Annotated in this window: 16 protein-coding genes and 1 pseudogene; 5 read left to right on the top strand and 12 right to left on the bottom strand. The window is 33.9% G+C overall.

Features of this window, described 5'->3' with window-relative positions:
• Nucleotides 1–74: 74 nt before the first annotated feature.
• The 5 genes from DRF58_RS12020 to DRF58_RS12000 form a co-directional block, all read right to left on the bottom strand.
• Nucleotides 75–653 (bottom strand): hypothetical protein, encoded by a 579-nt coding sequence (locus tag DRF58_RS12020; protein WP_116035757.1) that lies wholly within the window; start codon nucleotides 651–653, stop codon nucleotides 75–77.
• A 91-nt stretch (nucleotides 654–744) separates the two neighbouring features.
• Nucleotides 745–945 carry a peptidase gene (locus DRF58_RS12015; protein ID WP_116035755.1) on the bottom strand — a complete coding sequence of 67 codons (201 nt, stop codon included), beginning with the start codon at nucleotides 943–945 and terminating at the stop codon, nucleotides 745–747.
• Between the two features lie 3 nt (nucleotides 946–948).
• Entirely contained in the window at nucleotides 949–1,704 is a 756-nt protein-coding gene (locus tag DRF58_RS12010) for a hypothetical protein (RefSeq protein WP_116035753.1), read from the bottom strand.
• Nucleotides 1,664–2,167 carry a hypothetical protein gene (locus tag DRF58_RS12005; protein ID WP_116035752.1) on the bottom strand — a complete coding sequence of 168 codons (504 nt, stop codon included), beginning with the start codon at nucleotides 2,165–2,167 and terminating at the stop codon, nucleotides 1,664–1,666. Before DRF58_RS12005 ends, DRF58_RS12010 begins: the two co-directional genes overlap by 41 nt.
• Nucleotides 2,167–2,766 (bottom strand): hypothetical protein, encoded by a 600-nt coding sequence (locus tag DRF58_RS12000; protein WP_116035750.1) that lies wholly within the window; start codon nucleotides 2,764–2,766, stop codon nucleotides 2,167–2,169. The genes DRF58_RS12005 and DRF58_RS12000 overlap by 1 nt, the downstream gene beginning before the upstream one ends.
• Before the next feature lie 335 nt (nucleotides 2,767–3,101).
• Between DRF58_RS12000 and DRF58_RS11995 the strand changes: the two genes are divergently transcribed.
• Both DRF58_RS11995 and DRF58_RS11990 read left to right on the top strand, forming a co-directional pair.
• Nucleotides 3,102–4,304, top strand: a complete 1,203-nt coding sequence (locus DRF58_RS11995) for a hypothetical protein (protein WP_116035749.1) — start codon at nucleotides 3,102–3,104, stop codon at nucleotides 4,302–4,304.
• A gap of 141 nt (nucleotides 4,305–4,445) precedes the next feature.
• Nucleotides 4,446–5,726, top strand: coding sequence for an alkaline phosphatase family protein (locus tag DRF58_RS11990; protein WP_116035747.1), 1,281 nt, complete (start codon nucleotides 4,446–4,448; stop codon nucleotides 5,724–5,726).
• A gap of 168 nt (nucleotides 5,727–5,894) precedes the next feature.
• Here the strand turns inward: DRF58_RS11990 and DRF58_RS11985 are convergent.
• From DRF58_RS11985 to DRF58_RS11970, 4 genes and pseudogenes are all read right to left on the bottom strand, one after another.
• Nucleotides 5,895–7,339 (bottom strand): annotated as a pseudogene (locus DRF58_RS11985) (TolC family protein).
• Entirely contained in the window at nucleotides 7,317–10,502 is a 3,186-nt protein-coding gene (locus DRF58_RS11980) for an efflux RND transporter permease subunit (protein ID WP_116035745.1), read from the bottom strand. Before DRF58_RS11980 ends, DRF58_RS11985 begins: the two are co-directional and overlap by 23 nt.
• A gap of 22 nt (nucleotides 10,503–10,524) precedes the next feature.
• Nucleotides 10,525–11,607, bottom strand: coding sequence for an efflux RND transporter periplasmic adaptor subunit (locus DRF58_RS11975; RefSeq protein ID WP_116035744.1), 1,083 nt, complete (start codon nucleotides 11,605–11,607; stop codon nucleotides 10,525–10,527).
• Between the two features lie 224 nt (nucleotides 11,608–11,831).
• Nucleotides 11,832–12,209, bottom strand: coding sequence for a hypothetical protein (locus DRF58_RS11970; RefSeq protein WP_116035742.1), 378 nt, complete (start codon nucleotides 12,207–12,209; stop codon nucleotides 11,832–11,834).
• Between the two features lie 145 nt (nucleotides 12,210–12,354).
• Here DRF58_RS11970 and DRF58_RS11965 point away from each other — a divergent pair, with 145 nt between their 5' ends.
• Nucleotides 12,355–12,966: a 4'-phosphopantetheinyl transferase family protein gene (locus DRF58_RS11965; RefSeq protein ID WP_116035741.1), complete on the top strand. Its 612-nt coding sequence runs from the start codon at nucleotides 12,355–12,357 to the stop codon at nucleotides 12,964–12,966.
• On the opposite strand, the gene DRF58_RS11960 is transcribed toward DRF58_RS11965, so the two are convergent.
• The 3 genes from DRF58_RS11960 to porU form a co-directional block, all read right to left on the bottom strand.
• On the bottom strand, nucleotides 12,942–15,197 hold the full coding sequence (locus DRF58_RS11960) for an FUSC family protein (protein ID WP_116035739.1): 2,256 nt from the start codon (nucleotides 15,195–15,197) through the stop codon (nucleotides 12,942–12,944). The genes DRF58_RS11965 and DRF58_RS11960 overlap by 25 nt on opposite strands.
• 72 nt (nucleotides 15,198–15,269) lie before the next feature.
• Entirely contained in the window at nucleotides 15,270–16,397 is a 1,128-nt protein-coding gene (gene porV / locus DRF58_RS11955) for a type IX secretion system outer membrane channel protein PorV (protein WP_116035737.1), read from the bottom strand.
• Nucleotides 16,398–16,442: 45 nt separating this feature from the next.
• Nucleotides 16,443–20,405, bottom strand: coding sequence for a type IX secretion system sortase PorU (porU, locus tag DRF58_RS11950; RefSeq protein ID WP_116035735.1), 3,963 nt, complete (start codon nucleotides 20,403–20,405; stop codon nucleotides 16,443–16,445).
• A gap of 160 nt (nucleotides 20,406–20,565) precedes the next feature.
• Here porU and gldJ point away from each other — a divergent pair, with 160 nt between their 5' ends.
• Both gldJ and DRF58_RS11940 read left to right on the top strand, forming a co-directional pair.
• On the top strand, nucleotides 20,566–22,173 hold the full coding sequence (gene gldJ / locus DRF58_RS11945; RefSeq protein WP_116035734.1) for a gliding motility lipoprotein GldJ: 1,608 nt from the start codon (nucleotides 20,566–20,568) through the stop codon (nucleotides 22,171–22,173).
• Nucleotides 22,174–22,257: 84 nt separating this feature from the next.
• On the top strand, nucleotides 22,258–23,529 hold the full coding sequence (locus DRF58_RS11940) for a UDP-N-acetylmuramoyl-tripeptide--D-alanyl-D-alanine ligase (protein ID WP_116035732.1): 1,272 nt from the start codon (nucleotides 22,258–22,260) through the stop codon (nucleotides 23,527–23,529).
• The last annotated feature ends 8 nt before the right edge of the window (nucleotides 23,530–23,537 follow it).

The following is a 23,537-nucleotide window of genomic DNA, read 5'->3' as shown; positions in this document are numbered from 1 at the left end:
TTAAAGCTCTAAGATACAAATTCTTGCAATAAAAAACAAGCTATTTTAAACCCAAAATACTAATAATCAGTAAATTATAGGTGGTTTAAGGAGAGACTATTTAAGAATTGCGCCACAATATTTTTAAATTTTGACTTATCAAAACCTGGAGTTGAGGGATGATGTAGTCCAATTGCTTTGCAAGTTCCGCCAATATATTCTAATTCTCGGATATTCCATCGGTCATCTATCTTATCAAGATGTTTTCCCCATCCTGATTTATTAAAACAATGTTCCCAAATACGACTCGAAAAAACAATCACTTTTTCTGGCTTCGTCATATCCAAATACTCCCGAAAAGCGAGTTTGGCAACATCCAAATCTTCTTTAGTTGGTTTTTGGTCAGCCGATGCAAATGGTTTTTGTATCGCATTGGCAAATGCAATTTTATCCCAAATGTCGTGTTTCCCACCTTGGTTTAATACAGCATCAACTTTATCATAAAAATTGGCTGAGATGATTCTCAGTTCTTTTATTTTTTCAACCGTAAACTCCGACAAATTATTAGGTAAACCATTATTGAAATAGTGAGAATCTCCAATGATTAGTAATTTTCCAAGCTCAGAATTGCCGTAGTTTTTGCCGATATGAGGTTTGTAGGTAAGGTGTGACATTTTTTTATTTATGTTAAAAACAAACCTAACGTGTTTTTAAAACCTGTTAGATTTTGGAAAAAGTTTACAACCTGTCGGTTTATTATATTATTTATTGTTTTGCAATATCAAAATTGGAAAGGCTTAATCCATTTACGGCAGTTTTATCGCCATATTTTTCGTTAATGGCTTCCAAAACTTCTTTTTGTGTAGGCGGTCTGCTGGCATTTCTTATTGTAATTTCTACAAACATTCCTTTGGCAAGTTTGCCGTATTGTTTTTTTGCAGTTGCAATGTATAGGTGGGTGGACATGGTTTAGAACGTATATTCAATTTCAATTTTAAGAGTTTGGATTTTTTCAATATTTTTTTTAAAACTAGAGCTAATATTAAAGACAGGATGACTTAATGACAACGAAATATCCAAGAGATGGTTGTATTCAGAAGTTAATTCTGATTTAACTTTTCTTGTTTTTAAAGTTGTCCCACTATTCTTTGAGTCTCTAGCATCAATTAAAGATATAAGTTCACTTTCATGATTAAGATTACAATCGTTAATCAATAACCTCACATCTTCAATATTTTTATCTAAATCAAAATTGCTAAGTAACTCATATGTGTCTTCTATTTCATAACTTGATTCATTTTTTTTTTGTTCTATTGTTGTGACACCAACCTCAGCTTTCACTACTTTAACACTGCCGTCAGCATTAATTTCAGTAGTTATTTTTTCAGATTGTAAGCTTAAAACTTTTGTCAATATTTTTTTAGCACCTAATTGCTGACCAATTTTTTTGAAAATTTCTACTTTCTCTTTCAAATAATAATCTTCATTTTTAGTATCTTGAACATATGTATCTTTTTTGTAAGGGTGTTTAAAGTATACACTATTATTTGATGGTTCGGTTGTACCCACAAAAGATACCCCTTCTTCTTTCAATTTGTCATAATCATAATCAATTGATTTAATAATTATGTCTTTACTCAATTTTACAGGAACTTGATCATATTCATAGCCTAATGCGATTTCATCATCTTGAAATAGAATCACTTGTGGTTGTTTGTTTCTCATGTTTTTTGTTGTTGAAAATTGTATAAATTAATACTCCAGCCAGAATAGCAATTATGGCTATTTTAAATACATTGTTATTTAGTATTCTTCTTTTACTTATTAGTTTTTCAATTACTTGTTGTAACTGGTATTTGTTAATATTTCTATTAATAACTTTTGAGTCTTCAAGTAGTGACTGAATTATATTATCAAAGTCATTTGTGTTTTTATCAATGTAATAAATGTACATAATTGATCTTCCTACGCTGTCTTTTTCTAAGTAGTGTGAATATATAATAAGTTCTTGTTTTCTTTGTTTGATAGAAATTGAACTATCTTTATAAATAGTTTTATAATCACCAGCATTGATCACAATGTCTGTATATTCTCTATAATCTGATTTGTCTTCTAATAATAAGCCATCGACTACAACATATTGAGTTCTGTCATTATCTTCAATTTGAGATATAAGTATTCTTTCCATTATTTAAATAGTATTTCGTTCAATTCTTTTAGTTCATCTTCATTAGTTGTATTTACATAAATAGTTTCTTTAATTAACTCTTTATATTTTTTATCCTTAATTAGATTTTCAAAATCTTTTTTGATTTGTTTATTCTGCATATTATTACAAAGATCAGTATGTGTAGCAAATAGAACTAATAATTTATTTTCTGTTTTATCAAAAGACCCATGTAGGTACAGAAAACGACTATTGCACTCACGTCTGTATTCCATATCATTAAAATACTTATTAATATCGAAAAAATAAGTAATTACATCACTCTTTTTAATGATATCACTATAATTCTTACGATACATTTCTAAACCTCCATAGTCTTTTCCGGAATTAATTTTTATCTTACTTCCTGACTTAGTTGTATAGATAAATTCAGGATAATCATCCTGATTTGTTTGCTTGTCAATAAATGGTACATTTCTTAAATGAGCTAAAAATCTAGTTTTTCCAGATTGTTGCATTCCAATAATTCCTAAACTTTTACCATCTTTTAGAAAATTCCTTATTTTTTTTCGAAATAAAAAGCTTAATAGAACAGCAATAGGTATTAAAATTGGCAGCATAATTATATTTTTTATATTATTTATATATATCTTTTTTCTACAAATCTACTCCCACACCCAGACAAACCACGTCCAAGTAAAAAAATACTTTTTAATTCTTCGCTAAGCTAAACCAAAGCTTAACAAAAATTTTACGGGTTTCCGTAAACGTCTATTTAATTTTCCGCAAACTTAAAACCTCACTCAGACAAACCACGTCCTTTAGCTTCTTGAGAATAATTTTTCATCATTTGTATTTCGAGTGACAATTTATATTAATTTCCTGTCATTTTTCTGTACAATTCTGTACAATAATGATAGGTTTATAACTATATTTGGATTCCATTTTTAAAACTATGAACCGGGAAACAAATGTTTTGAACCAATTGCGGAAAACCATCGCAAAACAATTTGGGAAAGACATAAAAACAGCTACAGATTGTGATAATCTGGTAAGTGTGATCATTCGAGATTGTAAAACAAACATCAGTTCTCAAACACTTCGTCGGTTTTTTGGTTTGATAAAAACCAACTCTGGATCCAGTCATTTTACTTTGGATCTGCTGAGTCAATTTTGCGGATTTAGCGATTTTAAAGCGTTCAGAAATGCTTGCAACGACCAGGAACTCGAACTGTTTTTTGGAAATTCAGAACATACAAATCATAATTATTGGGACAGAAGTGAGCAATTGTGTAAGCAGATTATTAAGTCGCCCGAGCTTTTGATAAGCACACATCATCGATTGATGTCTTTTCCCATGGCGAGAAAATATTTTATGGAAAATCACCCGCTTCGTGATCTATTAGGTTCGGTTTACGCCCAGTATTTTTCGGCTTATCTAAAATACAACATGAGCAACGAAGCTAAAATCTTTGCTTACGGTTTTCTTTTTCAAAGTAGTTTTCTTCTGCAGAATACTGAGTTGATGGAATTGTATTACAAAAAAGTTAAAGAAACCGAACTTTCGGATGAAGTCCACGTCATTCCTGCTGGTTTGAAATACGGCGTGCAACTTCTTTATGCCGATTTCACGGGAAACGATAATCTTTTCAAAAAGTATTTTGCCGAAATGAAAAAAACAAGAGTTCGTTATCGGAAAGCGTCAGAAAAATCGGTTTGCAGTTTTGAATCTACGGTTCTGGAATCCCTGATTTTTACAAACCGTACCAAAGAGATGAAGTTTTTGATTGAAAATAACATCTTTCAATCAAGTAATGATGAAGATTACATTCCTTCAAAAAGAAAAGAAACACACGATGAGGTTTGGAAAATTCTTTGCGCTGTAGCTTATCAGAAAATTGGCGACAGGAAAAATACGGAGCGTTTTTTGAACCAAATTAATCTGAAGAATTTGGGAACCGGTTGGGAAAAATATTATTCACTGTTGTACTATTGTGTCTATTTTCATTCGGCTCAGTTAGAGCAGAAAATAGAATGTATTTCCAAATTAAAGATCTTGATTGGTGAAACTTATTTCAGCTATTATCAGAATTTTTTAATGGAGTTTTCAAAAGAATTGGAGCCTTTCGTAGTTGGAGGTAACAACGTACAAGCTTAAGATTTTTTCTTAAAATATAGATCCCGTTTCGTTTTATTACGAGACGGGATTTTTTTGTTTGAGATCTAGGATTAATGTTTTATTAATGCGCTATCCTTTTAATTAAAAGTCACAGCGTTTACCTTTGCCAAAATCTTACTAATGAAGAAATCCTTCGCCATTTTCCTTCTCACTTTATCAGTCATCATCAATGCTCAAACGGCAATCACAGACACCGCACAAGTCATAATTCCGAATCGTTTGAATAATGCTGAAGCAATACAGAAACCTTATGTGATAATGATTTCCACAGATGGTTTCCGATATGATTATGCTAAGAAATATAATGCGGAGAATCTTCTGAAATATTCAAACCAAGGCGTTCAGGCAAAAGCTATGATTCCGAGTTATCCTAGTATTACATTCCCAAATCACTGGAGTTTGATTACCGGATTATATCCTTCTCATCACGGTTTGATAGACAACTTTTTCTACGATTATGCAAGAAAAGAATCTTATGCGATGAGCAAAAAAGATAATGCGGAAGATGGAAGTTGGTACGGCGGAATTCCATTGTGGAGTTTGGCAGAAAAACAAAATATGGTTAGTGCTTCTTTGCAATGGGTAGGTTCTGCTAGTGATGCAGGCGGCATTAGACCGACATACTATTATCCTTATCACGAAAAATTTTCGCCTTCAGAAAAAGTCAATAAAGTGATTAATTGGTTGAAGCTTCCGGAAGAGATACGTCCGCATTTTATCTCTCTATATTTTCCTGAAGTGGATGGTGCCGGACATCATTACGGTCCAGAAGCGAAAGAGACAGAGTCGGCTGTTCATTTGGTTGATGATGCGATTGGAGAGTTAGTTCAAAAAGTCAATGATTTGGGATTGAAGAATGTCAACTTTGTTTTTGTTTCAGACCACGGAATGATAAAAGTTGACGGCGGAAATCCTCTTGAGATTCCTGAAATGTTATTCGATAAAAATAGATTCGATTATTATAATTCCCAAACTTTGCTCAGAGTTTATGTTAAAAATCCTCATGAGGTTAAGAAAGTTTACAAGGAATTGAAAGCCAATAAAACAGATGATTACGAAGTATATCTCGATAAAAAACTTCCAAAATATCTTCATTTCGCTACAAGAGATGATAAGTATAACAGAATAGGACAGATTTTATTAATTCCAAAAGCGCCAAAAATTTTCTTAGAACAAGGGAGAAAAACATCTACTGGAAAACACGGCTATAATCCAAGAATAGTCCCAGAAATGAAAGCTACATTCTTTGCTTGGGGAAGCGATTTTAAAAATAATCTTGTGATTGATGAGTTTGAAAATGTCACTGTTTATCCTTTAGTTGCGGAGATTTTGGGTTTGAAAATTGATGAAAAAATTGATGGTAAGCTAAAAAAATTAAAACCAATTTTGAAAAAGAAATAAAACTTTAGTTTTCTATTATTTCAAAAAAGTATTCTTCTACAAGCCTTATGAATACGGCTATTATAAGTGGAACTAAAGCTGTATGTATATGTTGAATAATGTGTTCGTATAAAAAATGCTCCCGAAAAAAATTTCGAGAGCATCACGTATAGAGAGAATAATGAATGTTTATTTCCAACCGCCACCTAGGCTTTTATAGATGTTCACAACTGTATTTAGCTGTCTTTTTTTAGCATCAATGAGTTCCAATTTGGCGTCCAATGCATCACGTTGATTCATTAAAACTTCCAGATAATCCGCTCTCATATTTCTGAATAATTGATTGGCAATATCAATTCCTTCATCCAAAGATTTTGATTCTTGAGCTTTCAATTGATAGTATTGATCCAGATTTTTAATTGCAGATATTTGATTACAAACATCCAGGTAAGCTGTAAGAATAGTTTTATCATACTCGTACAAAGCTTGGATTTGTAGCGCATCTGTAGTCTTGAACTGCGCTTGGATTGCACTTTTATTAATCAATGGACCAGCCAATTCACCTGCTAGATTATATGCGATTGATTTTGGAATATTAACTAAATATGTGGGATTAAAAGCTGCTAAACCTAATGTAGCATTGATATCTAGACTAGGGTAGAACTCTTTTCTGGCAGCTTCTACATTTAACTTTGCAGATTGCAATTCTAATTCTGCTTGCTTTATATCTGGTCGATTTGCTAATAACTGAGATGGGTTCCTGTATATACCGTTTGTGGAACTATTGTCATAAAACTTTCTTTAGTTCTTATAATCGGTTGAGGATAACGTCCTAGCAATGCATTGATTTGATTTTCTTTTTCAATGATTTGCTGTTTCAGATAATATTCAGTTGCATTAGATTTTGCTAATTCTGCTTCGAATTTTTTAACAGCTAATTCCGTTGCTGCCATTGCCTGTTTTTGGATTTTTGCTATTTCTAGAGCTTTTTGTTGTAAACCAATATATTGGTGGATGATGTCCAGTTGGTTATCAAGAGATAGTAATTCGTAATAATTATCAGCAACTTCTGCAATCAAACTAGATAAAACAAAATTCTTTCCTTCAACTGTAGACAAATAATGAGCAACAGCTGCTTGTTTTTCTGTTTTCAGTTTTTTCCAGATGTCTATTTCCCAGTTTAATGTTAATCCGCCTTCGAAGTTGGGCAAAGGAGTTGGGGTTGGCTTACCAGGTTTGATGTCTGTTGTAGCGTTCCCTGCACCATCTGCAGTTTATCTAACAGCTTTCATAACGCTAGCTCCCATTGTGCCTACAACAGTTGGACTTAGTTTTCCATTTTTGTACATCACATCACTTTTAGCAATTTCTATCTGTTGAAGAGTAATTAATAAATCTTGATTATTCTTCAAAGCTTCATCAATAAGACTGACAAGATTAGGATCTGTGAAAAACTCTTTACAAGGTGTGATGCCAGAATTGTTTTCTGAAACATTTTGATTTTCAAAATTCTGAGGAATTGTTTCTTTTATTCTATCCTGAATTTTAGTCGCCATTGGTGCTTTACATCCAATCAATGCTAATGAAATGAATGTTGCAGTTATTATATTTTTATTTATCTTCAAATTTTCCATCGTGTTGGTAGGGTTCTGTTAAAGGATTTTCTTCTTCATAATAAGTCATTTTGGACTTGGAAGCAAAACTGCCAAAAATGTAATACAATCCTGGGATAATCATCAATCCGAAGATTGTTCCAATCAGCATTCCGCCTGCAGCTGCAGTTCCAATTGTTCTGTTGCCTATCGCTCCAGGACCTGTTGCTAAAGCCAAAGGGATCAATCCTGCAATGAAAGCAAAAGAAGTCATCAAAATGGGACGGAATCTCAAAGATGCTCCTTGTAATGCCGCTTCTTTTGTAGAAATTCCTTCCTCCGCTTTTTTCTGCACTGCAAATTCGACAATCAAAACGGCGTTCTTTCCGAGTAATCCGATGAGCATTACCATTGCCACTTGTGCATAGATGTTGTTCTCTAATCCGAAAAGTGAAAGACATAAAAACGCTCCAAAAATCCCCGTTGGTAAAGACAAAATAATAGGCAATGGTAAAATGAAACTTTCGTATTGAGCAGAAAGAATCATATAAACAAATCCGAGACAAACCAAGAAAATATAAATTGCTTCATTACCTCTGGAAACTTCGTCTTTAGAAATTCCCGCCCAATCGATTCCGAAACCTCTTGGCAATGTTTTATCAGCAACTTCCTGAATGGCTTTGATTGCATCTCCGGAACTATATCCAGGAGCTGGCGTTCCACTCACTTCAGAAGAGTTGTACATATTATGTCTGGTGATTTCCGACAATCCATACACTTTTTCAAGATGCATAAAATCTGAATAAGGAACCATTTGGTCTTTATCATTTTTGACATACAATTTTAATAAATCACTTGGCAAAGCTCGATATTGTGGACCGGCCTGAACAATCACTTTATAAGGTCTGTCGAATCGGATGAAACTGGTTTCGTAATTGGAACCAATCAAAGTAGAAAGGTTGTCCATTGCTTTTTCTATTGTCACCCCTTTTTGTTCTGCTAAATCATTATCTACTTTCAACATATATTGAGGGAAACTCGCAGAATAGAATGTGAAAGCAGAACCCAGTTCCGGACGTTTTTTCAATTCTTTTACAAAATCACTGCTGACTTGTTCCATTTTGTGATAATCACCACTTCCGGCTTTGTCCAAAAGTCTTAATTCAAAACCTCCTGCGGCACCATAACCAGGAATTGATGGTGGTTGGAAGAATTCGATATTCGCTCCAGGAATTTCTTTGGCTTTTTGTTCCAGTTGTTCGATGATTTCCGTAGCCGATTCTTTTCTTTCGTCCCAGTTTTTCAAATTAATCAAACAAGTCCCAGAGTTAGAGCCCGTTCCTTCGGTCAAAATCTCATAACCTGCCAAAGAGGAAACAGATGAAACACCATCAATATCTTCAGATGCTTTTTGAAGCTGTAATGCAATTTGATTCGTTCTTTCCAATGTTGAACCTGGCGGCGTTTGAATAATCGCATAAATCATCCCTTGGTCTTCACTTGGAATAAATCCTGAAGGTAGTTTGTTACTCAAGAAAAAAGTTCCGATACAGAAAAGAACCAATAACGGAAGTGTTACCATTTTTCTTGTAACAACTTTAGTTAATAAGTTGTGGTATTTCCCGGCTCCAATTGTAAACAAGGTATTGAAACCATCCAAAAATCTTGTGATTGGTGTTTTCTTTTTCTCTTTTCCGTGGTTGTTTTTTAGAATGATAGCACATAAAGCAGGTGTCAATGTTAAAGCTACAACTCCAGACAAAATGATTGATGAAACCATCGTAATGGAAAACTGACGATAGAAAACCCCAACCGGTCCCGACATAAATGCTACCGGAATGAAAACCGAAGCCATTACCAAAGTGATTGCGATAATTGCCCCGCTTATTTCGTGCATTGCTTCTTCTGTTGCCTTGAGTGGCGACAGATGCTTCTCTTCCATCTTGGCGTGGACGGCTTCTATCACGACAATCGCATCATCGACGACAATACCAATTGCCATTACCAAAGCAAAGAGTGAAATCAAGTTCAATGTAATTCCAAAGGCGGACATTATGGCAAATGTTCCTATTAATGAAACCGGAACTGCGATTGTAGGAATTAATGTAGAACGCCAGTCTCCTAAGAATAAAAAAACTACAATTGCTACTAATATAAACGCTTCAAACAGTGTATGAACTACTTTCTCAATAGATGCATCCAAGAATCTGGAAACGTCGTAGCTTATTTCGTAATGCATTCCTTTTGGAAACGTTGTTTTTTGAAGTGTTTCCATTAGGGTTTTCACATTCTTGATGACATCACTTGCATTAGAACCATAAGATTGTTTCAATGTAATCGCTGCAGACGGTTTTCCATTCAAAGTAGAGTAGATGTCATACATTGAAGAACCGAATTCTACATCAGCAACATCTTTCAGTCTTACAAATTCGCCATCAGTTTTAGCTTTTAGAATTATATTTCCATAATCTTTTTCATTATTGAAACGACCAGGATATTTCAGAATATATTCGAATGACTGAGAACGTTTTCCAGAGCTTTCACCGGTTTTTCCGGGAGAAGCTTCTATACTTTGGCTATTTAAGGCATCCATTACTTCATCGGAAGAGATATTGTAAGCCGTCATTCTATCGGGTTTCAGCCAAATACGCATTGCATATTCACGAGTACCTAAGATATCAGCAAAACCAACTCCGCTAACCCTTCTCAATTCTGACATTACGTTGATGTCCGCATAGTTGAAAAGGAATTTTTGGTCGGCTTTCGGGTCATCACTGTAAAGGTTGATATACATCAGCATATTCGGCTCTTCACGCGTGATTTTCACACCTTCACGAACTACTAATGGCGGAAGTTTATTAACAACAGATGATACACGGTTTTGAACGTTGACAGCAGCAACATTCGGGTCAGTTCCTAAGTCGAAAACGATTTGGATGGAGCATTCTCCATCGTTTCCAGCATCGGAAGTCATATATTTCATTCCTGGAACACCGTTTAATCCGCGTTCCAAAGGAATTACTACAGATTTAATCAGTAATTCGTTATTAGCTCCGGGATATTCCGCTGTAATATTTACTTTTGGAGGAGAAATAGCCGGGAATTGCGTTATAGGAAGTTTTACCAAAGATAAGATTCCTAAAAAGACGATGATCATAGAGATCACAATCGACAGAACAGGTCTGCGAATGAATTTCTTAAACATAATTTTTCGTTTTTAAATGGAATTAGTTGGCTTGTAATTTTAATGAGTTCACAACTTTTTTTGGATCTTGAAATTTGGTTTCAACTTTTTGATCGTCTTTCACCTTTTGAACACCTTCTAGTAAGAATTTGTCATTAGAACTTAATCCTTCGGAAACTACATATACATCTGGAAGAGCGTATGCGATTTTTATGTTTTTTGATTTGACTACCCCATTTTTATCTACAACAAAAACATATGTCTGGTCTTGAATTTCGTAAGTTGCTTTTTGTGGGATAATTAAAGCATTTTTTAATGGTAAAGTCATTCGGATTTTTCCCGTTTGTCCATTTCTAAGTAATTGATTTGGATTTGCAAATTTGGCTCGGAAAGCAATATTTCCTGTCTTGTTATCAAACTCACCGTCCATTGTTTGTATGATGCCTTTTTCAGGAAAAGTTTCTCCGTTGGCTAGTATCAGCGAAACTAAATTGTTGCCTCTTTCTGCAGAATGTGTTTGATAATTAATATACTCGGGTTCTGATACATTGAAATAAACATGGATTTCGCTATTGTCAGAAAGACTAGTTAACAGATCGCCTTCATCAACCAGGCTTCCTACTTTAAGCGGAAGTTTGTTGATGATTCCCGAGAAAGGCGCTTTTATAGTGGTAAAAGATAAGTGGGTTTGAGCAAGATTTAAATCTGCTTTTGCAGCATCTAATTTAGCTTTTGCCATTCTTTTTTCATTGATGGAAACAACGTTGCCGCTTGCTAACGTAACTGCATTTTTCAAATCTATTTCTGCCTGTGCTACCTGAGCTTTTGATTTTAGAACATCAGCCTGATATATCTGAGGCATTATTTTGAATAATACTTGCCCTGCTTTTACGTACTGGCCTTCATCAACATATGTTTTTTCTAGAAACCCTTTTTCCATAGCGCGGATTTCTATGTTTTTTTCTGAAGCAATTTGAGACACAAATTCTTTATCAATCATTGTATCCATTTTTAAAGGAGAGGTTACTGGATAAATAGCCGTTTCCTCTTTTTCTTCTTTCTTATCTTTGCAACTTAATATCATTAATAGTGTGCTGAAAATAAGAGTGATAGAGACTCTTTTCATAATTTTATTTTTTTAAAGAAATTAATGAACCTTGCGGATCCATTTTAAATAGATTTTATTTTTTTTAACTGAATGTTGAGCAAATAATCCTTTGGATATTAGATTTTTAGAATTAAAATCACAACCAATGATTACACGCAAAGTTGAATAGGGAGTTTTTCAAAAACAACAGAGATTGTTACCACTTTGGGATAAGGGTAATTTGGTTTTTGAAATATCGAAGTTTAAATGCGGATTGTACGCAGTAGAATAAATCTTTTGACCGAAGAAAGAATAAGTTCCGGCTCGTGGAAATCTTGTTTTCTGTGTCTGAAATATAAGCTTATTAGATAACCAAAGCCGAAAGTAACTATAACGGCAACAAAGTTAAGCGTATTAGAAAAATTAAGATTGCTTTCCTCGGGAGAATCCAAAGAATCGTTAATCTGTTGCAGAGATGCTTTTTCTAAAGAGTGGTTCAGGTGGTGTTTTTTTGCAAAAGAAAGCAGGCGCAAAGATATATTATGAGTTCCAAAATCTGGATGGAAATCAAGCGTCTGTTTGTTCTCTGCCGTGAATAGTAGAAAGATAAACATTAGACTATATAAAATTGCTTTTTTCATTTTGATATTGCAAATTTATATCGGATAATTGTTAAAATAATCTTAATGTTTCATTTTTAAGGCATTTTTAAGTTCTGATAATCAGTAGAGTAATTTTAGGAATCGTGTTTTTTTTAGTAATTTTAACCATTCAAAAAAATAATTGATGCCTCTTTATAAAGATTTTTCTGATGATATTGCCACTGTTCTGATTTGGAAGTATGATGAAAATGAAGAACTTAATCCAGATATACTTTTGGAGTCAGAAAATCAGAACAAGATTTTGGGTTATCATCCTAACAAAATTGCTGAGGTTCTGATGGTAAGAAAAATGCTAAAAACAGTTCTTCCAGAGCACAAAATTCTTTACAGAGAAAACGGTGAACCATATCTTTTCCCTCAAAATCATCACATTTCTATCAGTCATTCTTATCCTTTGGCAGCTTTGGCAGTTTCTAAAAAAAAGGTTGGAATTGATCTCGAAAAAAGAAAAGAAAAAATCAAAAATATTAGGCACAAGTTCATTCTTCACGAGGATATTTATATTGATAACAGGGAAGAAGTCGATTTTTTAACAGCCATCTGGTGTGTGAAAGAAGCACTTTACAAAATCCATCACAGCAAACATTGGTCTCTGAAAAAGCATTACGATGTTTTACCTTTTGAATTGCAGGAAGAGTTTACTGTAAAAAGTAGAGTTTATGATCTAGAAAATGAAGATTTTTTCAAAGCTAAGATTTCTTTCTTTGACAATTATTGTTTGGCAATTGTTGATTGATAAATCAAATATTCCTCAATAATTTTTCTTTGATCTTTTGCAACATCATTGATTAGTTCTAATAATTCTTTGATGTTTTTAATTTCTGTTAAATGGCTTACTCCAAATTTTCGTTCATCGGAAATCACTTGACTCTCTAATTCGGTTTTTCTTTTTTCTAATAAATCTACAACCTGATCTTCTGGTTTTATGTGGCTTTCTGCTCTGGTTTTCTCGTCCAGTTCTTTTTGAAACAGTAGAGATGAGGTTCTTAATAATTCTGCAGAAATCTTGATTTTCCAATTCTCCAAATCAATTTCTGGAAAGTTGTGCCCTGTTTTTGCATATTGTGACAAGGATGCAATGTAAGCTGTAATCAGATGGGTTGTCGTTACAAATTGATGAACCGTTTCCAATTTTCTCTGCTGGTTTTTTGGGTCAGAGATCATTCTCTGAAAGTTGTCGGAAAGATTCGCCAAATCAATGATTGCATTTTTTCTTTTAAGACGAAAATCTTCATCATTAATATCTTTTTTTAGAAACTGATCCATCACAAGACGGAAATAATCCAAATTACTTTTGGAGGATTTTTTCATTAAAGCCAAATTCTGAGTATGTTCCCAAACTGGTAATATAAAATAAGCGACTAAAAATGTTATAACACCTCCAATCAACGTATCTAGTAGGCGGTCTTTGAAAATGAGGTTGACATTTCCTGGTCTAAGAAAATTGAATGACAGAAAAATATAAATCGTCATAAACAACACTGCCCAGAAATAATTTGATTTTAACAGACTGAAACAGATAATCATACTTACAAGAAGTATTGCCAAAAGAACAGATGGCTCATCTACAAAGTATAAAATAATATAAGCAATGATTGCTCCTGCCAAAGTGCCAAAGAAACGAAGGAGATTCCGATGTTTGGTTGTAGAATAAGCAGGTTTTAGAATCGCAATAATGGTGATGAGAATCCAGTAAGAATGCCCAATTCCAAGAATCTCAAACCTTGAAACAATGTAACCAATCAGCAATGCGACTGTAACTCGGATTGCGTGACGAAAATGTCCAGATTTTAGGGAAAAATTGGACAAGAAAACTTTATGATTAAGTTGTTCTTCTTTTGGTAAAAACTTAGAATAATCTAATCCTGTTGATAAGCTTTTTGCCAGTTTTACATCTTGAGAGTTAACTTTTAAAATAGTATTGACTTCGTCTGTGATTTCTGTGATTCTCATCAAAACTTGGCGCAACATCATAAAGTCTTCTAGGGTTTCTGATGAGAATTTTTGTGAACGATGCTCAAAAAAGTCGTCATAAATCTTTTTGAGTTCTTCGTCAAAATTGGTGATCTGTTTGTATGATAAACCACTTTGCAGAGAAATCCCTAGATTGGTAATCTCGTTTGCCATCAGCATCAGATAATTATGAATGCTTTGAAGAAGCCTTGTTTCTCCAAAAACTTCATTCATTTTTTTATAATCGTTTTCTGATGTCAACAATTTATCATAAAGATCAACAGAATTAAGAAACATCAACATTAGGATTCTACTTTGTGTCGTAGATTCGTTGACAATTTTTCTGGTTTTGAAAACTATTTCTCTGGTGTCTTCTTGAAGGTTTTTAATCTTAACTTGCTGAGAAATCAATTGATTTAGTAATGAATCAAAGTCTGGTTTTTTTGTATAATATTGAGCTTTGATTCTGAGGTAATCTGCTAATTCGAGATAATTTTCACCAACAACCTGGCTAGCTAATTTGTAAGGTTGTAAAGTAGAAACAATCATAAATACTATGAAAAACCAAAGACATCCGAGAAAAAATATAAAAGAGCTTTTGAAAATATCATCGCCCGTAAGATGCCCATCAATAAAGATGCTGAGAACAACCAAAGCTAATGATCCAAAGGTTGCCAATCGTAATCCATAAACTCCAATCATGGAAAAGAAAAAACCGAATACGAGAATTTCTAAATAAACGGCAATAGGAAACTCTTTGACCAAGCTTGCGAAAAGTGCAATCAGGAAAAAAGAAAAAACAGAGAGCAACAATGTGTTTCGTCTTCTAATGAAAGGGCCTTGCTGATCTGTTAATCCCACAAAACTAGTCCCGAGTGGAAATAGGAAATACTCTTTCAATAGCCCGAACTGCGCCAATATGATACTAGGAATCACAATTGCCAAAGCAATCCTTGCTCCGGAGTAGATGTATTGGCTGGTTAAAAATTTTTTGAGTTCGGACCTGTAGTTCATATTACAAATTTAGAAAATAAAAATGCCTCTAAAAAGTAGAGGCATCTATTTTATGTTTAATATTTTGCAATATTAATAATCTTGAGCATTGTATGTCTCGCTACCGATGTTCCAAGTTAAACCAAATCTTAGGGTATTATCCAAAGCTGAATTTAGTTTTGAAGTATTGATAAGGTAAGAAAGATCTAGTCCAAAAGAAGCATATTTGAAACCTACACCCACAGTTGCATATTGTCTAGCACCTTGTTCTGGAGCTTCTGAAAAATATCCAGCTCTTAGCGCAAAAGTCTCATCATAAGAGTACTCTGCAGCTCCACTGAACATAATACTTTTTTTGTTGCTAAATGACTTTCCGATGCCTTCCATTACACCAACGTTTGGAACGTTACCTGTGTCATCTACACCAGGAACCAAAAGTTTTGAAGCCTCACCACTTAAACTAAAACGGTTTTGATCATCAATTAACAAGTCATAACCTAAACCTAATCTTGCTATTGTAGGAAGGTAAGATCTAGATTCCTCATCACCGGTATAATCTAATTTTGGTCCTAAGTTTTGAACTGCCCAACCTGCTTTTACACGGCCTTCATATCCACTAATACTCTCGTGTTTGGGAGACATGTAGTATCCAGAAACATCTACTGCAAAAGTATTAGCAGGCTTAAGTGTCCCATCTCCACCGAAATTGCCTCCAAGATCAGATCGGATGAACCTACCTGTTACAGCCATAGAGTAGTTGTCTGTTAATTTCAAACCATAAGCAATATCAATTGAGAATTCATTTGGTTTTGTAGTACCTCCTTGAACAACATCGTTCCCAACAAGGCTTGTAAGATCTACTTCTCCCATATTGAAGTAATAGATACTGGCACTTAAAGTAGAACGCTCATCATCACCTAAAAAAGTGTAATAAGACCCATAAAGTAAAAATACGTCATTTGTAATTTTACCCATATAAGGTGTGTAATTGACCCCAAATCCTGAAGAAACCTTGGCGAATGGATATTTCGCAGCATTCCAAAATTGAGAAAATACATCTGTAGATGTCACAACACCTTGGTCTCCCATACCACCAGCTCTTGCGTCTGGAGAAATTCTTAGAAATGGTGCCCCGGTAAGTACCGGTTGAATGTTTTGAGAAAAAGCAAAGGCACTTGCGCCAATTCCTAATCCTAAAAATAATCTTTTTGTTAAATTCATTTTTGTTCTTTTAAGGTAAAATTTTACCGATATAGTATGTGCTTATTATTTTAATAAAACCATTTTTTCAACAGCAGTTGCGCTTCCGGAACATTTTTCTTGATTTTGGCTTCTTGCAAATATCTTAAAAATATATGTACCTTTTGCTACCGTATCTCCAAAATCATCTTTTCCGTCCCATTCTATTGCTTGTCTTGGGGTTCGGAAACCTTGTAAAAATGGCTCTGCTGTGACACTTGTTGAGAGTGTTCTCACTATTTTTCCAGTAATAGTGTATATCTGAACATTCACATCCAGTATATCATCACAATTATGCTCAAATTGAACATAGGTTTTGTTTGTAAAAGGATTGGGCCAGTTTAGAAGTCTGTTTACAATTAATTTTTGATCTGCTTCATCTTTTACTACAAAGTTTAACGTGGAAGAAGAAGAATTATTGTTAATGTCCCAAACTTTAAAAACGAGTTGATGTTCTCCTGGTGTCAAACTTTTAAGAGGAAATGTTACAGACCCTTTTTGATAGTCTTTCAGATCTGTGAAATTGCAGCCATTACCATCTCCTGATGAGAAATAATCATTAACAGATGTTGTATTAATAACATCACCGTCTAATACGAAAGTGATATCATGACCAATACCTGCACCAGTGGAGTTGATACCCATATTATCTTTTACACAAGCTAGTAGCATTGGGTTTTGATCTGTAATACCACCATTGGCAAAGTTGGTATTGTTCATGTAAAGATTGATGCCTGGAGCTTCATTATCATTGATTCCATCAGGGTTTATAGATCCAACTTTTTGTACTTGGTTTGTGAAAACATCATGTGCTATCTTTCCTGTTGATTTTGCATCTGTAAAATTTTCTGCGTAAGCTAAGATTCTACCATTTCCAATTTCATAATTAATGTCTTTTGGAACATAAAATTCTACTGTATAAACACCTTTTTCAACTTTGCCCGAAGCTTTCACAATAGCACTAGGTTCTTCTGTGAATTCAAAAACCATTGGAGCTGTACTTATTGGAATATTGTCATTGTTCAATGTTGTTTTTTTGATTTTTTTATCAAAAATATTCACAGCAACACGGCCATTAAAAGTTTCGTCTAATGTTGCGCCATCAGCTTTTACAACATGTCCAGTTATTTTGATGAAATCTAATGCTCTTATTTTATCTGGATCTGGTTGTTCTATATTGTCTATTTTAAGCAATCTTTGCGGTCTGCTCATTTTCATAGCAGGATCTCCCAAAAAGTTAACTTTCAAAGGATCAAAAGAAGAATTATAACGAGAGTAATATTCTCTTCGGGCATTAAGATGTGCATTCCCTAGTGAAGTAAACTCATCTGAAGATAATGAGAATAGATTTTTTGTAAAAATTGCCGTGAATTGTCTGCCATAATTTACATAAATAGCGCGACTAGAAGTAATCATAGTCGTAGTTCCTCCTGTACTTAGTTTTATAAATTGTTCTCCTACAGAGTTGGTGCTAGGATCATCCCATAATGTGAATTCGCAAGTGATTGTAGATACAAAAGGAAAGCGACTATAAACAGACGTGAAATTGTTGAAGCCTTGAACTTCTGTTGATGTTAAAACTCTTTCCTGAGCCCATCCATTGATCCCTCCATGGCCAAAATAAAACAAAAACAAACTATTACCTACATCATTTGTAATGGCTTGGTTGACTTGTGGAAACCTTTGTCCACCTGCACTTGTGATAGCAGGAAAAGCATCTAGATATAATTTTCTAATATTATACTCTGGTTTTTCTGTATCTGTAAAACTTTGATTGATTGCATAATCTACTAAGTAATGAAATGGTCCAGGAGTATTAGTACCATTGGGTTGCATAGGACCATCTCCGTCATGATCGTCATCAGCAACAAAGTCGAGCTTCATTCTCCATTCTCCAAATGGGTTAGATTGTCCTGGTAAAGCATTATAATAAGCCAAGGTTTTGTCAATCAATGTTTTTGCTTCTTGAACATTGGCTGCTGGTAATCTTCCAATAGGTATGTCTGGAACTTGACTTAGATTGTTGACAGACTGAGACTTTGTCATCACAAAATAATCATCCGTAACATAAGAATCTGCATAATTTGAACTCATTTCACTTTGATAGCTAGGAATGATATCTGTATTGTTAGAGATTCTGTTTTTATAATCGTAAGAAGTATCTCCTAAGATAAAAACATACTTGAGAGTATTAGGAGCTGTGTTCAACTTAGTCACGAAGTCTCTAATTGCTGTTACATCTTTGCTCCCACTACTGAACTCGTTATATATTTTATTAACATCTACAATCTGAACATTATAACCATTGATTGATTGATGATAATTTGCTAGTCTCTGTGCTTGCGAGAAAAACGAGGGTTGAGTAATGATTAGATAATCTACATTAGTAAGAGATGCGAGATCTTGGTTTTCAATTTTACCTACAAAACTAGGTTCAAAAGCAGCCGAGTTTTTAAAAGCAGTAAACTCATTATTGAAAAAAGGACTATTAGCAATATATCCAAAATTGAATAATGTATTTTGGGTATTTTTATTAGTCATTCGTTTAGCATTGGTAACGTCGGACACATCCCAAACTTGATCTATTCCAGATGCGTTGGAGATAGAAAAACCAAATGTTTCCCCGGTACCTTCTTTGATGCCAAAATCTCTGAAATTCATTTGGGAGTTGTTGAAGTTCAAGTCCTCTTTATATTGGACTTCTGCATAATCAAAATAAAAAGCTCCATTGGGGTTGGCGCTCATGTTGGTTGTGAAATTAAATTTTAAAGTATTACCACTTTGATTGGATACTGTTGCTCCCTTTGCAATTTGTAAGTAGGTATTATTATTTACAGTACTAGTTGTGGGGATGCCATTATTAAAACTGGTTGTAATTTGAGCATTTTGAGCATTGAAACCAATCACACTGCTTCTGAATTTTATCGGGTCGTTAGCTCTTATAGGACTTTTGGTGGTGAAAACAACTTCTTTAGTATTAGCAATTGCATCTCCTGTCCATAATCTTCCAACTTTCAGTAGGTTGAATTTCTCTTCATTGATGACTTGGTAATCATCATACCGTGTTGCTAAATCTTGAGGTAAGCTGATGTCAATAGTTTCAACTCTTTTGCCAGGACCGATATCAAAATTGATGAAATAATAAGCATAATCTTCATAAATGTTTACAACGTTATTTGGATCGTCAAGCCTTCTATAATCTGTTCGTTTATTTCCATTTCCATTAGATTTATCAAAAAGATTGTAACCATTCGGTCCCTGTGCGTAGAACAAAGCATAATCATCATCGTTCCATACGCCATCTTCTTCACCAATCACTTGTATAGCATCTTCTTGTAAAGCATCAAAACGACTATCTCTGTTGTCTTCCGGGAGCATTAGTCCTCCATTGCCATAGATCCTGAAATTTTTTGGATTAATATTAGAGACATTGATGCCATTCTGTTGTAAAAATTGTTTTGTTATTTTAAAAACACCAGACTTATCAACTTTTATTTTATAAAAATTCCCAGATTTTAAAGGATTATCAGAGTTGCCATATTTGTTACTGTTTTTGTTCAGCTTAGAAGGACTTTGATTAGTTTGTACTATATTAAATGAAATCAGTTTGTAGAATTTATTATTCTCATATTTTATTGCTGCTACATTAATATTAGCACTTTCCTCATTTGCAAATTCGTCGAAAAAGTAATTGATGTGATTTTTAGGGAATTCTGAAAGTGGATTGGCTTGGAGATCTTTAATATCTTTATTGGCCAACTCTTGCCATTCAAATTGTTCTAATTTTACTTGGTTTTTAGTCTTGATATTAAGATTAACAAAAATAGTTTTAGAATCTACTTGAAAACTATAATTAGTGAAAAAAGGATAAACTTGTTTTTCTATTCCGTTGTCCATCTCTTTGTAGCCTTCCCAAGCAAGACTAATCTTTTGAGCCTTCCCAAGGACAGAAATTACCAAAAAAAATAGAATATAAAATTTGAATTTCATCAATGATATTTTAATTAGAATACAAAATAAACGATTTTTTTAAAAAAATGGTATATAATAAAATTAATTTAAATGCGTTTAATCAAAAAAAGACAAACAATATTTGATTAATCAAAGAATTTACTTTTTCTTTGTACTTTGAAAATTTCTATACCACATTATGAAAAAAACTAGGTTGTTTTCGATCATTACTTTTAGCGCTACACTACTTCTAGTAAGTTGTGGAGGCGGAGGGAACTCGAAGAAAGGAGGCGGTACAAAAGGTTTTGTGAGCAAAACTGGATGGAAGCCAAACGAAAAAGACGGGTGGTTCTTCTCTGCAAAGCAGCAAAAACCAAAAGCTTGGCCAGGAATGGTCTATGTAGAAGGTGGGACTTTTACCATGGGATTGGTAGAGGATAATGTAATGCGCGATTGGAACAATACACCAAGAAGAATGCAGGTAAGCTCTTTCTTCATCGGAGATACAGAAATTACAAATTCTGAATATAGAGAGTATACAACTTGGCTTAAGTTTGTTTTCCCTTCTTCAGATCCAAGTTTCAAACACATCTATTCAGGATCTTTGCCAGATACTTTGGTTTGGAATAACAAACTATCAAGAAATGACTATGCAGAGACATATTTCCGTTCTCCAGAATATGACTATTATCCAGTAGTTGGAGTTTCTTGGTTGCAAGCTACAAAATACTGTGACTGGTTAACAGATAGAGCTAATGAAAAAGCCTTGATGAGACAAGGTGTAATAGCCAAAGATGTTTATTCTGCGGACAAAGCGGCTACGGCAGGTGCTACTTTCAATATGGATAAGTTCAAATCCAACGATGCGGAGATGGATTCTTATATTGATAAAGACAAGCTTAAGAAGAGAAGTGGTATCAAGACTGCTAATGAAAAAATTGTTGCAGCTAATAGAAATGCATCTTCTGGTATTGTAGAAAAATTCAGACTTCCAACAGAGGTTGAATGGGAATTTGCGGCACTTGGTCTTCAGAAACAAAGAGAGTACAACAACTATTTAGGTAAGAACACTCAATTAGATAAAATAAAAGGTACCAAAGGAAGAAACCGAGGAATGTATCTTGAAAACTTCAAGATGGGTAGAGGAGATTACTCTGGTGTTGCTGGCTGGAAAAATGATGGATCACCTACAACTGCGGATGTAAAGCAATATCCGTCTAACGATCTTGGTATCTATGGGATGTATGGAAACGTTGCAGAATGGGTAGCGGATATCTATAGACCAATGATTGATGAAGAGTTCAGTGATTTTAACTACTTCAGAGGTAATGTTGTAGTGCAAGCTGTTAAGAATGAAGATGGATCTTACAAAAAAGTAAGCGATACAGAAATCAAATATGATACACTTGCGGATGGTCGTTTGGTTTACAGAGGATTGCCTGGAGAGTTTGAAAGAAAAGTTGTAGAAGATAACAGAAACTATAGAGATGGGGATTATCAATCTTCATTAGATGCTGGTGGAACTGCTCCAAGTGATAGTGCCGAGTTTAATATGTATAACTCTGTAAAACCAACTTTCATTGTCAACAAAAATGGAAATGTAGTTCTACAAAAAGATAAGAACAAAGCGACTTCTCAAATCAATGATTACAGTAGAGTAGTGAAGGGAGGTTCTTGGTTAGACTCAGCTTATTGGTTGGACCCGGGACACAGAAGATTCAAAAACCAAACAAAAGGTTATGGTTGGGTTGGGTTCCGTGTAGCACAAGATGCAAAGAACAGCAAAACTGGGCGTACCAAAAGATAATTAATTATCATTATAATATCAAAACAGCAGAATTTTCTGCTGTTTTTTTTATTTAAAATCATCTCATTTGTTTATTTTTGATTTATGAATATTAGCGAGTTTTATCCCGTATACTTACAAAGTAAAAATGTTGTAATTGATAGCAGAAAAATAGAAAAAGGAAGTGTTTTCTTCGCTTTTTCTGGCGATAATTACAATGCCGCAGAAAAAGCTCCGGAAGCTATTGAAAAAGGAGCTTTGGCAGTGGTTGTTGAAGATGAAAAATATGCGGATCAAGAAAAGAATATCTTTTTTGTTTCTTCAACTTTGGAGTTTTTACAAAACTTAGCAATATTTCATAGGAGCCAATTAAAGATTCCATTTATTGGGTTGACAGGTAGTAATGGTAAAACAACTACCAAAGAATTAATCAGCAGCGTGCTTGCGGAAAAATTCAAAGTTCAATATACATTTGGTAATCTTAATAATCATATTGGTGTTCCTCTTACATTGCTTTCTATAAGAGAAGAACATCAGATTGCTGTTATAGAAATGGGAGCCAATCATCAGAAAGAAATCGAAATGTTGAGCGAAATTGCAAAACCAAATATAGGTTACATTACCAATTTTGGAAAAGCTCATCTCGAAGGCTTTGGTGGCTATGAAGGCGTTATCAAAGGTAAATCAGAACTGTACAATTATTTAATTAATAATAATCAAACGATTTTGGTTAATGAAAATGACTCCATTCAAAAAGAAAAAACTGAAAGTTACACTTCAAAAATAACTTTTGGAACTCCCGAGTCCGATTATCAATTTCAACCTATTTTTAATGATCATTTTGTTGGATTAAAATTTAATGAGACCGAAATTTTGTCTAACCTAACAGGTCAATACAACTACGATAATATCTCAGCTGCTGTGGCTTTAGGATTGCATTTTGGACTTGATATTAAACAAATTAAAACTGCAATAGAGAATTATGTGCCTTCTAACATGCGTTCTCAGATTCAGCAAAAAGAAGGTAAAACTTTGGTTTTGGATACTTACAACGCCAATCCCAGCAGTATGCAGGTTTCTCTTGAAAACTTCAAAACTTTTGAAGGAAGTAAAACCATTATCATTGGCGATATGTTGGAGCTTGGTGAGGAGAGTTTGAAAGAACATCAAACTATTATTGATTTTGCCAACTCTTGTAACTTTGATGAGATTATCACAGTTGGACCGCATTTCAAATCTGTTTATCAATCTGAAAATGCTTTTGAAAATACAACAGAATTAATAGAAAAATTGAAATCAAATCCTATTAATACAGATAATATTCTTCTCAAAGCATCGCGCGGAATTGCCCTTGAAAAAATTATTGAATTCCTATAATTAATAAA

It is taken from the genome of Epilithonimonas hispanica (assembly GCF_003385395.1).
GTDB lineage: Bacteria > Bacteroidota > Bacteroidia > Flavobacteriales > Weeksellaceae > Epilithonimonas > Epilithonimonas hispanica.
The sequence above is the reverse complement of the archived record's forward strand: the minus strand, read 5'-3'. Positions and strand labels throughout refer to the sequence as shown.

Excerpts from the sequence above, each read along its gene's own strand:
- gldJ (WP_116035734.1), top strand. The coding sequence starts at position 20,566 with ATGAAAAAAACTAGGTTGTTTTCGATCATTACTTTTAGCGCTACACTA.
- porU (WP_116035735.1), bottom strand. The coding sequence starts at position 20,405 with ATGAAATTCAAATTTTATATTCTATTTTTTTTGGTAATTTCTGTCCTT.
- porV (WP_116035737.1), bottom strand. The coding sequence starts at position 16,397 with ATGAATTTAACAAAAAGATTATTTTTAGGATTAGGAATTGGCGCAAGT.
- DRF58_RS11995 (WP_116035749.1), top strand. The coding sequence starts at position 3,102 with ATGAACCGGGAAACAAATGTTTTGAACCAATTGCGGAAAACCATCGCA.
- DRF58_RS11960 (WP_116035739.1), bottom strand. The coding sequence starts at position 15,197 with ATGAACTACAGGTCCGAACTCAAAAAATTTTTAACCAGCCAATACATC.
- DRF58_RS11970 (WP_116035742.1), bottom strand. The coding sequence starts at position 12,209 with ATGAAAAAAGCAATTTTATATAGTCTAATGTTTATCTTTCTACTATTC.
- DRF58_RS12010 (WP_116035753.1), bottom strand. The coding sequence starts at position 1,704 with ATGAGAAACAAACAACCACAAGTGATTCTATTTCAAGATGATGAAATC.
- DRF58_RS11975 (WP_116035744.1), bottom strand. The coding sequence starts at position 11,607 with ATGAAAAGAGTCTCTATCACTCTTATTTTCAGCACACTATTAATGATA.
- DRF58_RS12000 (WP_116035750.1), bottom strand. The coding sequence starts at position 2,766 with ATGCTGCCAATTTTAATACCTATTGCTGTTCTATTAAGCTTTTTATTT.
- DRF58_RS11980 (WP_116035745.1), bottom strand. The coding sequence starts at position 10,502 with ATGTTTAAGAAATTCATTCGCAGACCTGTTCTGTCGATTGTGATCTCT.
- DRF58_RS11990 (WP_116035747.1), top strand. The coding sequence starts at position 4,446 with ATGAAGAAATCCTTCGCCATTTTCCTTCTCACTTTATCAGTCATCATC.
- DRF58_RS12005 (WP_116035752.1), bottom strand. The coding sequence starts at position 2,167 with ATGGAAAGAATACTTATATCTCAAATTGAAGATAATGACAGAACTCAA.
- DRF58_RS11940 (WP_116035732.1), top strand. The coding sequence starts at position 22,258 with ATGAATATTAGCGAGTTTTATCCCGTATACTTACAAAGTAAAAATGTT.
- DRF58_RS11965 (WP_116035741.1), top strand. The coding sequence starts at position 12,355 with ATGCCTCTTTATAAAGATTTTTCTGATGATATTGCCACTGTTCTGATT.
- DRF58_RS12015 (WP_116035755.1), bottom strand. The coding sequence starts at position 945 with ATGTCCACCCACCTATACATTGCAACTGCAAAAAAACAATACGGCAAA.
- DRF58_RS12020 (WP_116035757.1), bottom strand. The coding sequence starts at position 653 with ATGTCACACCTTACCTACAAACCTCATATCGGCAAAAACTACGGCAAT.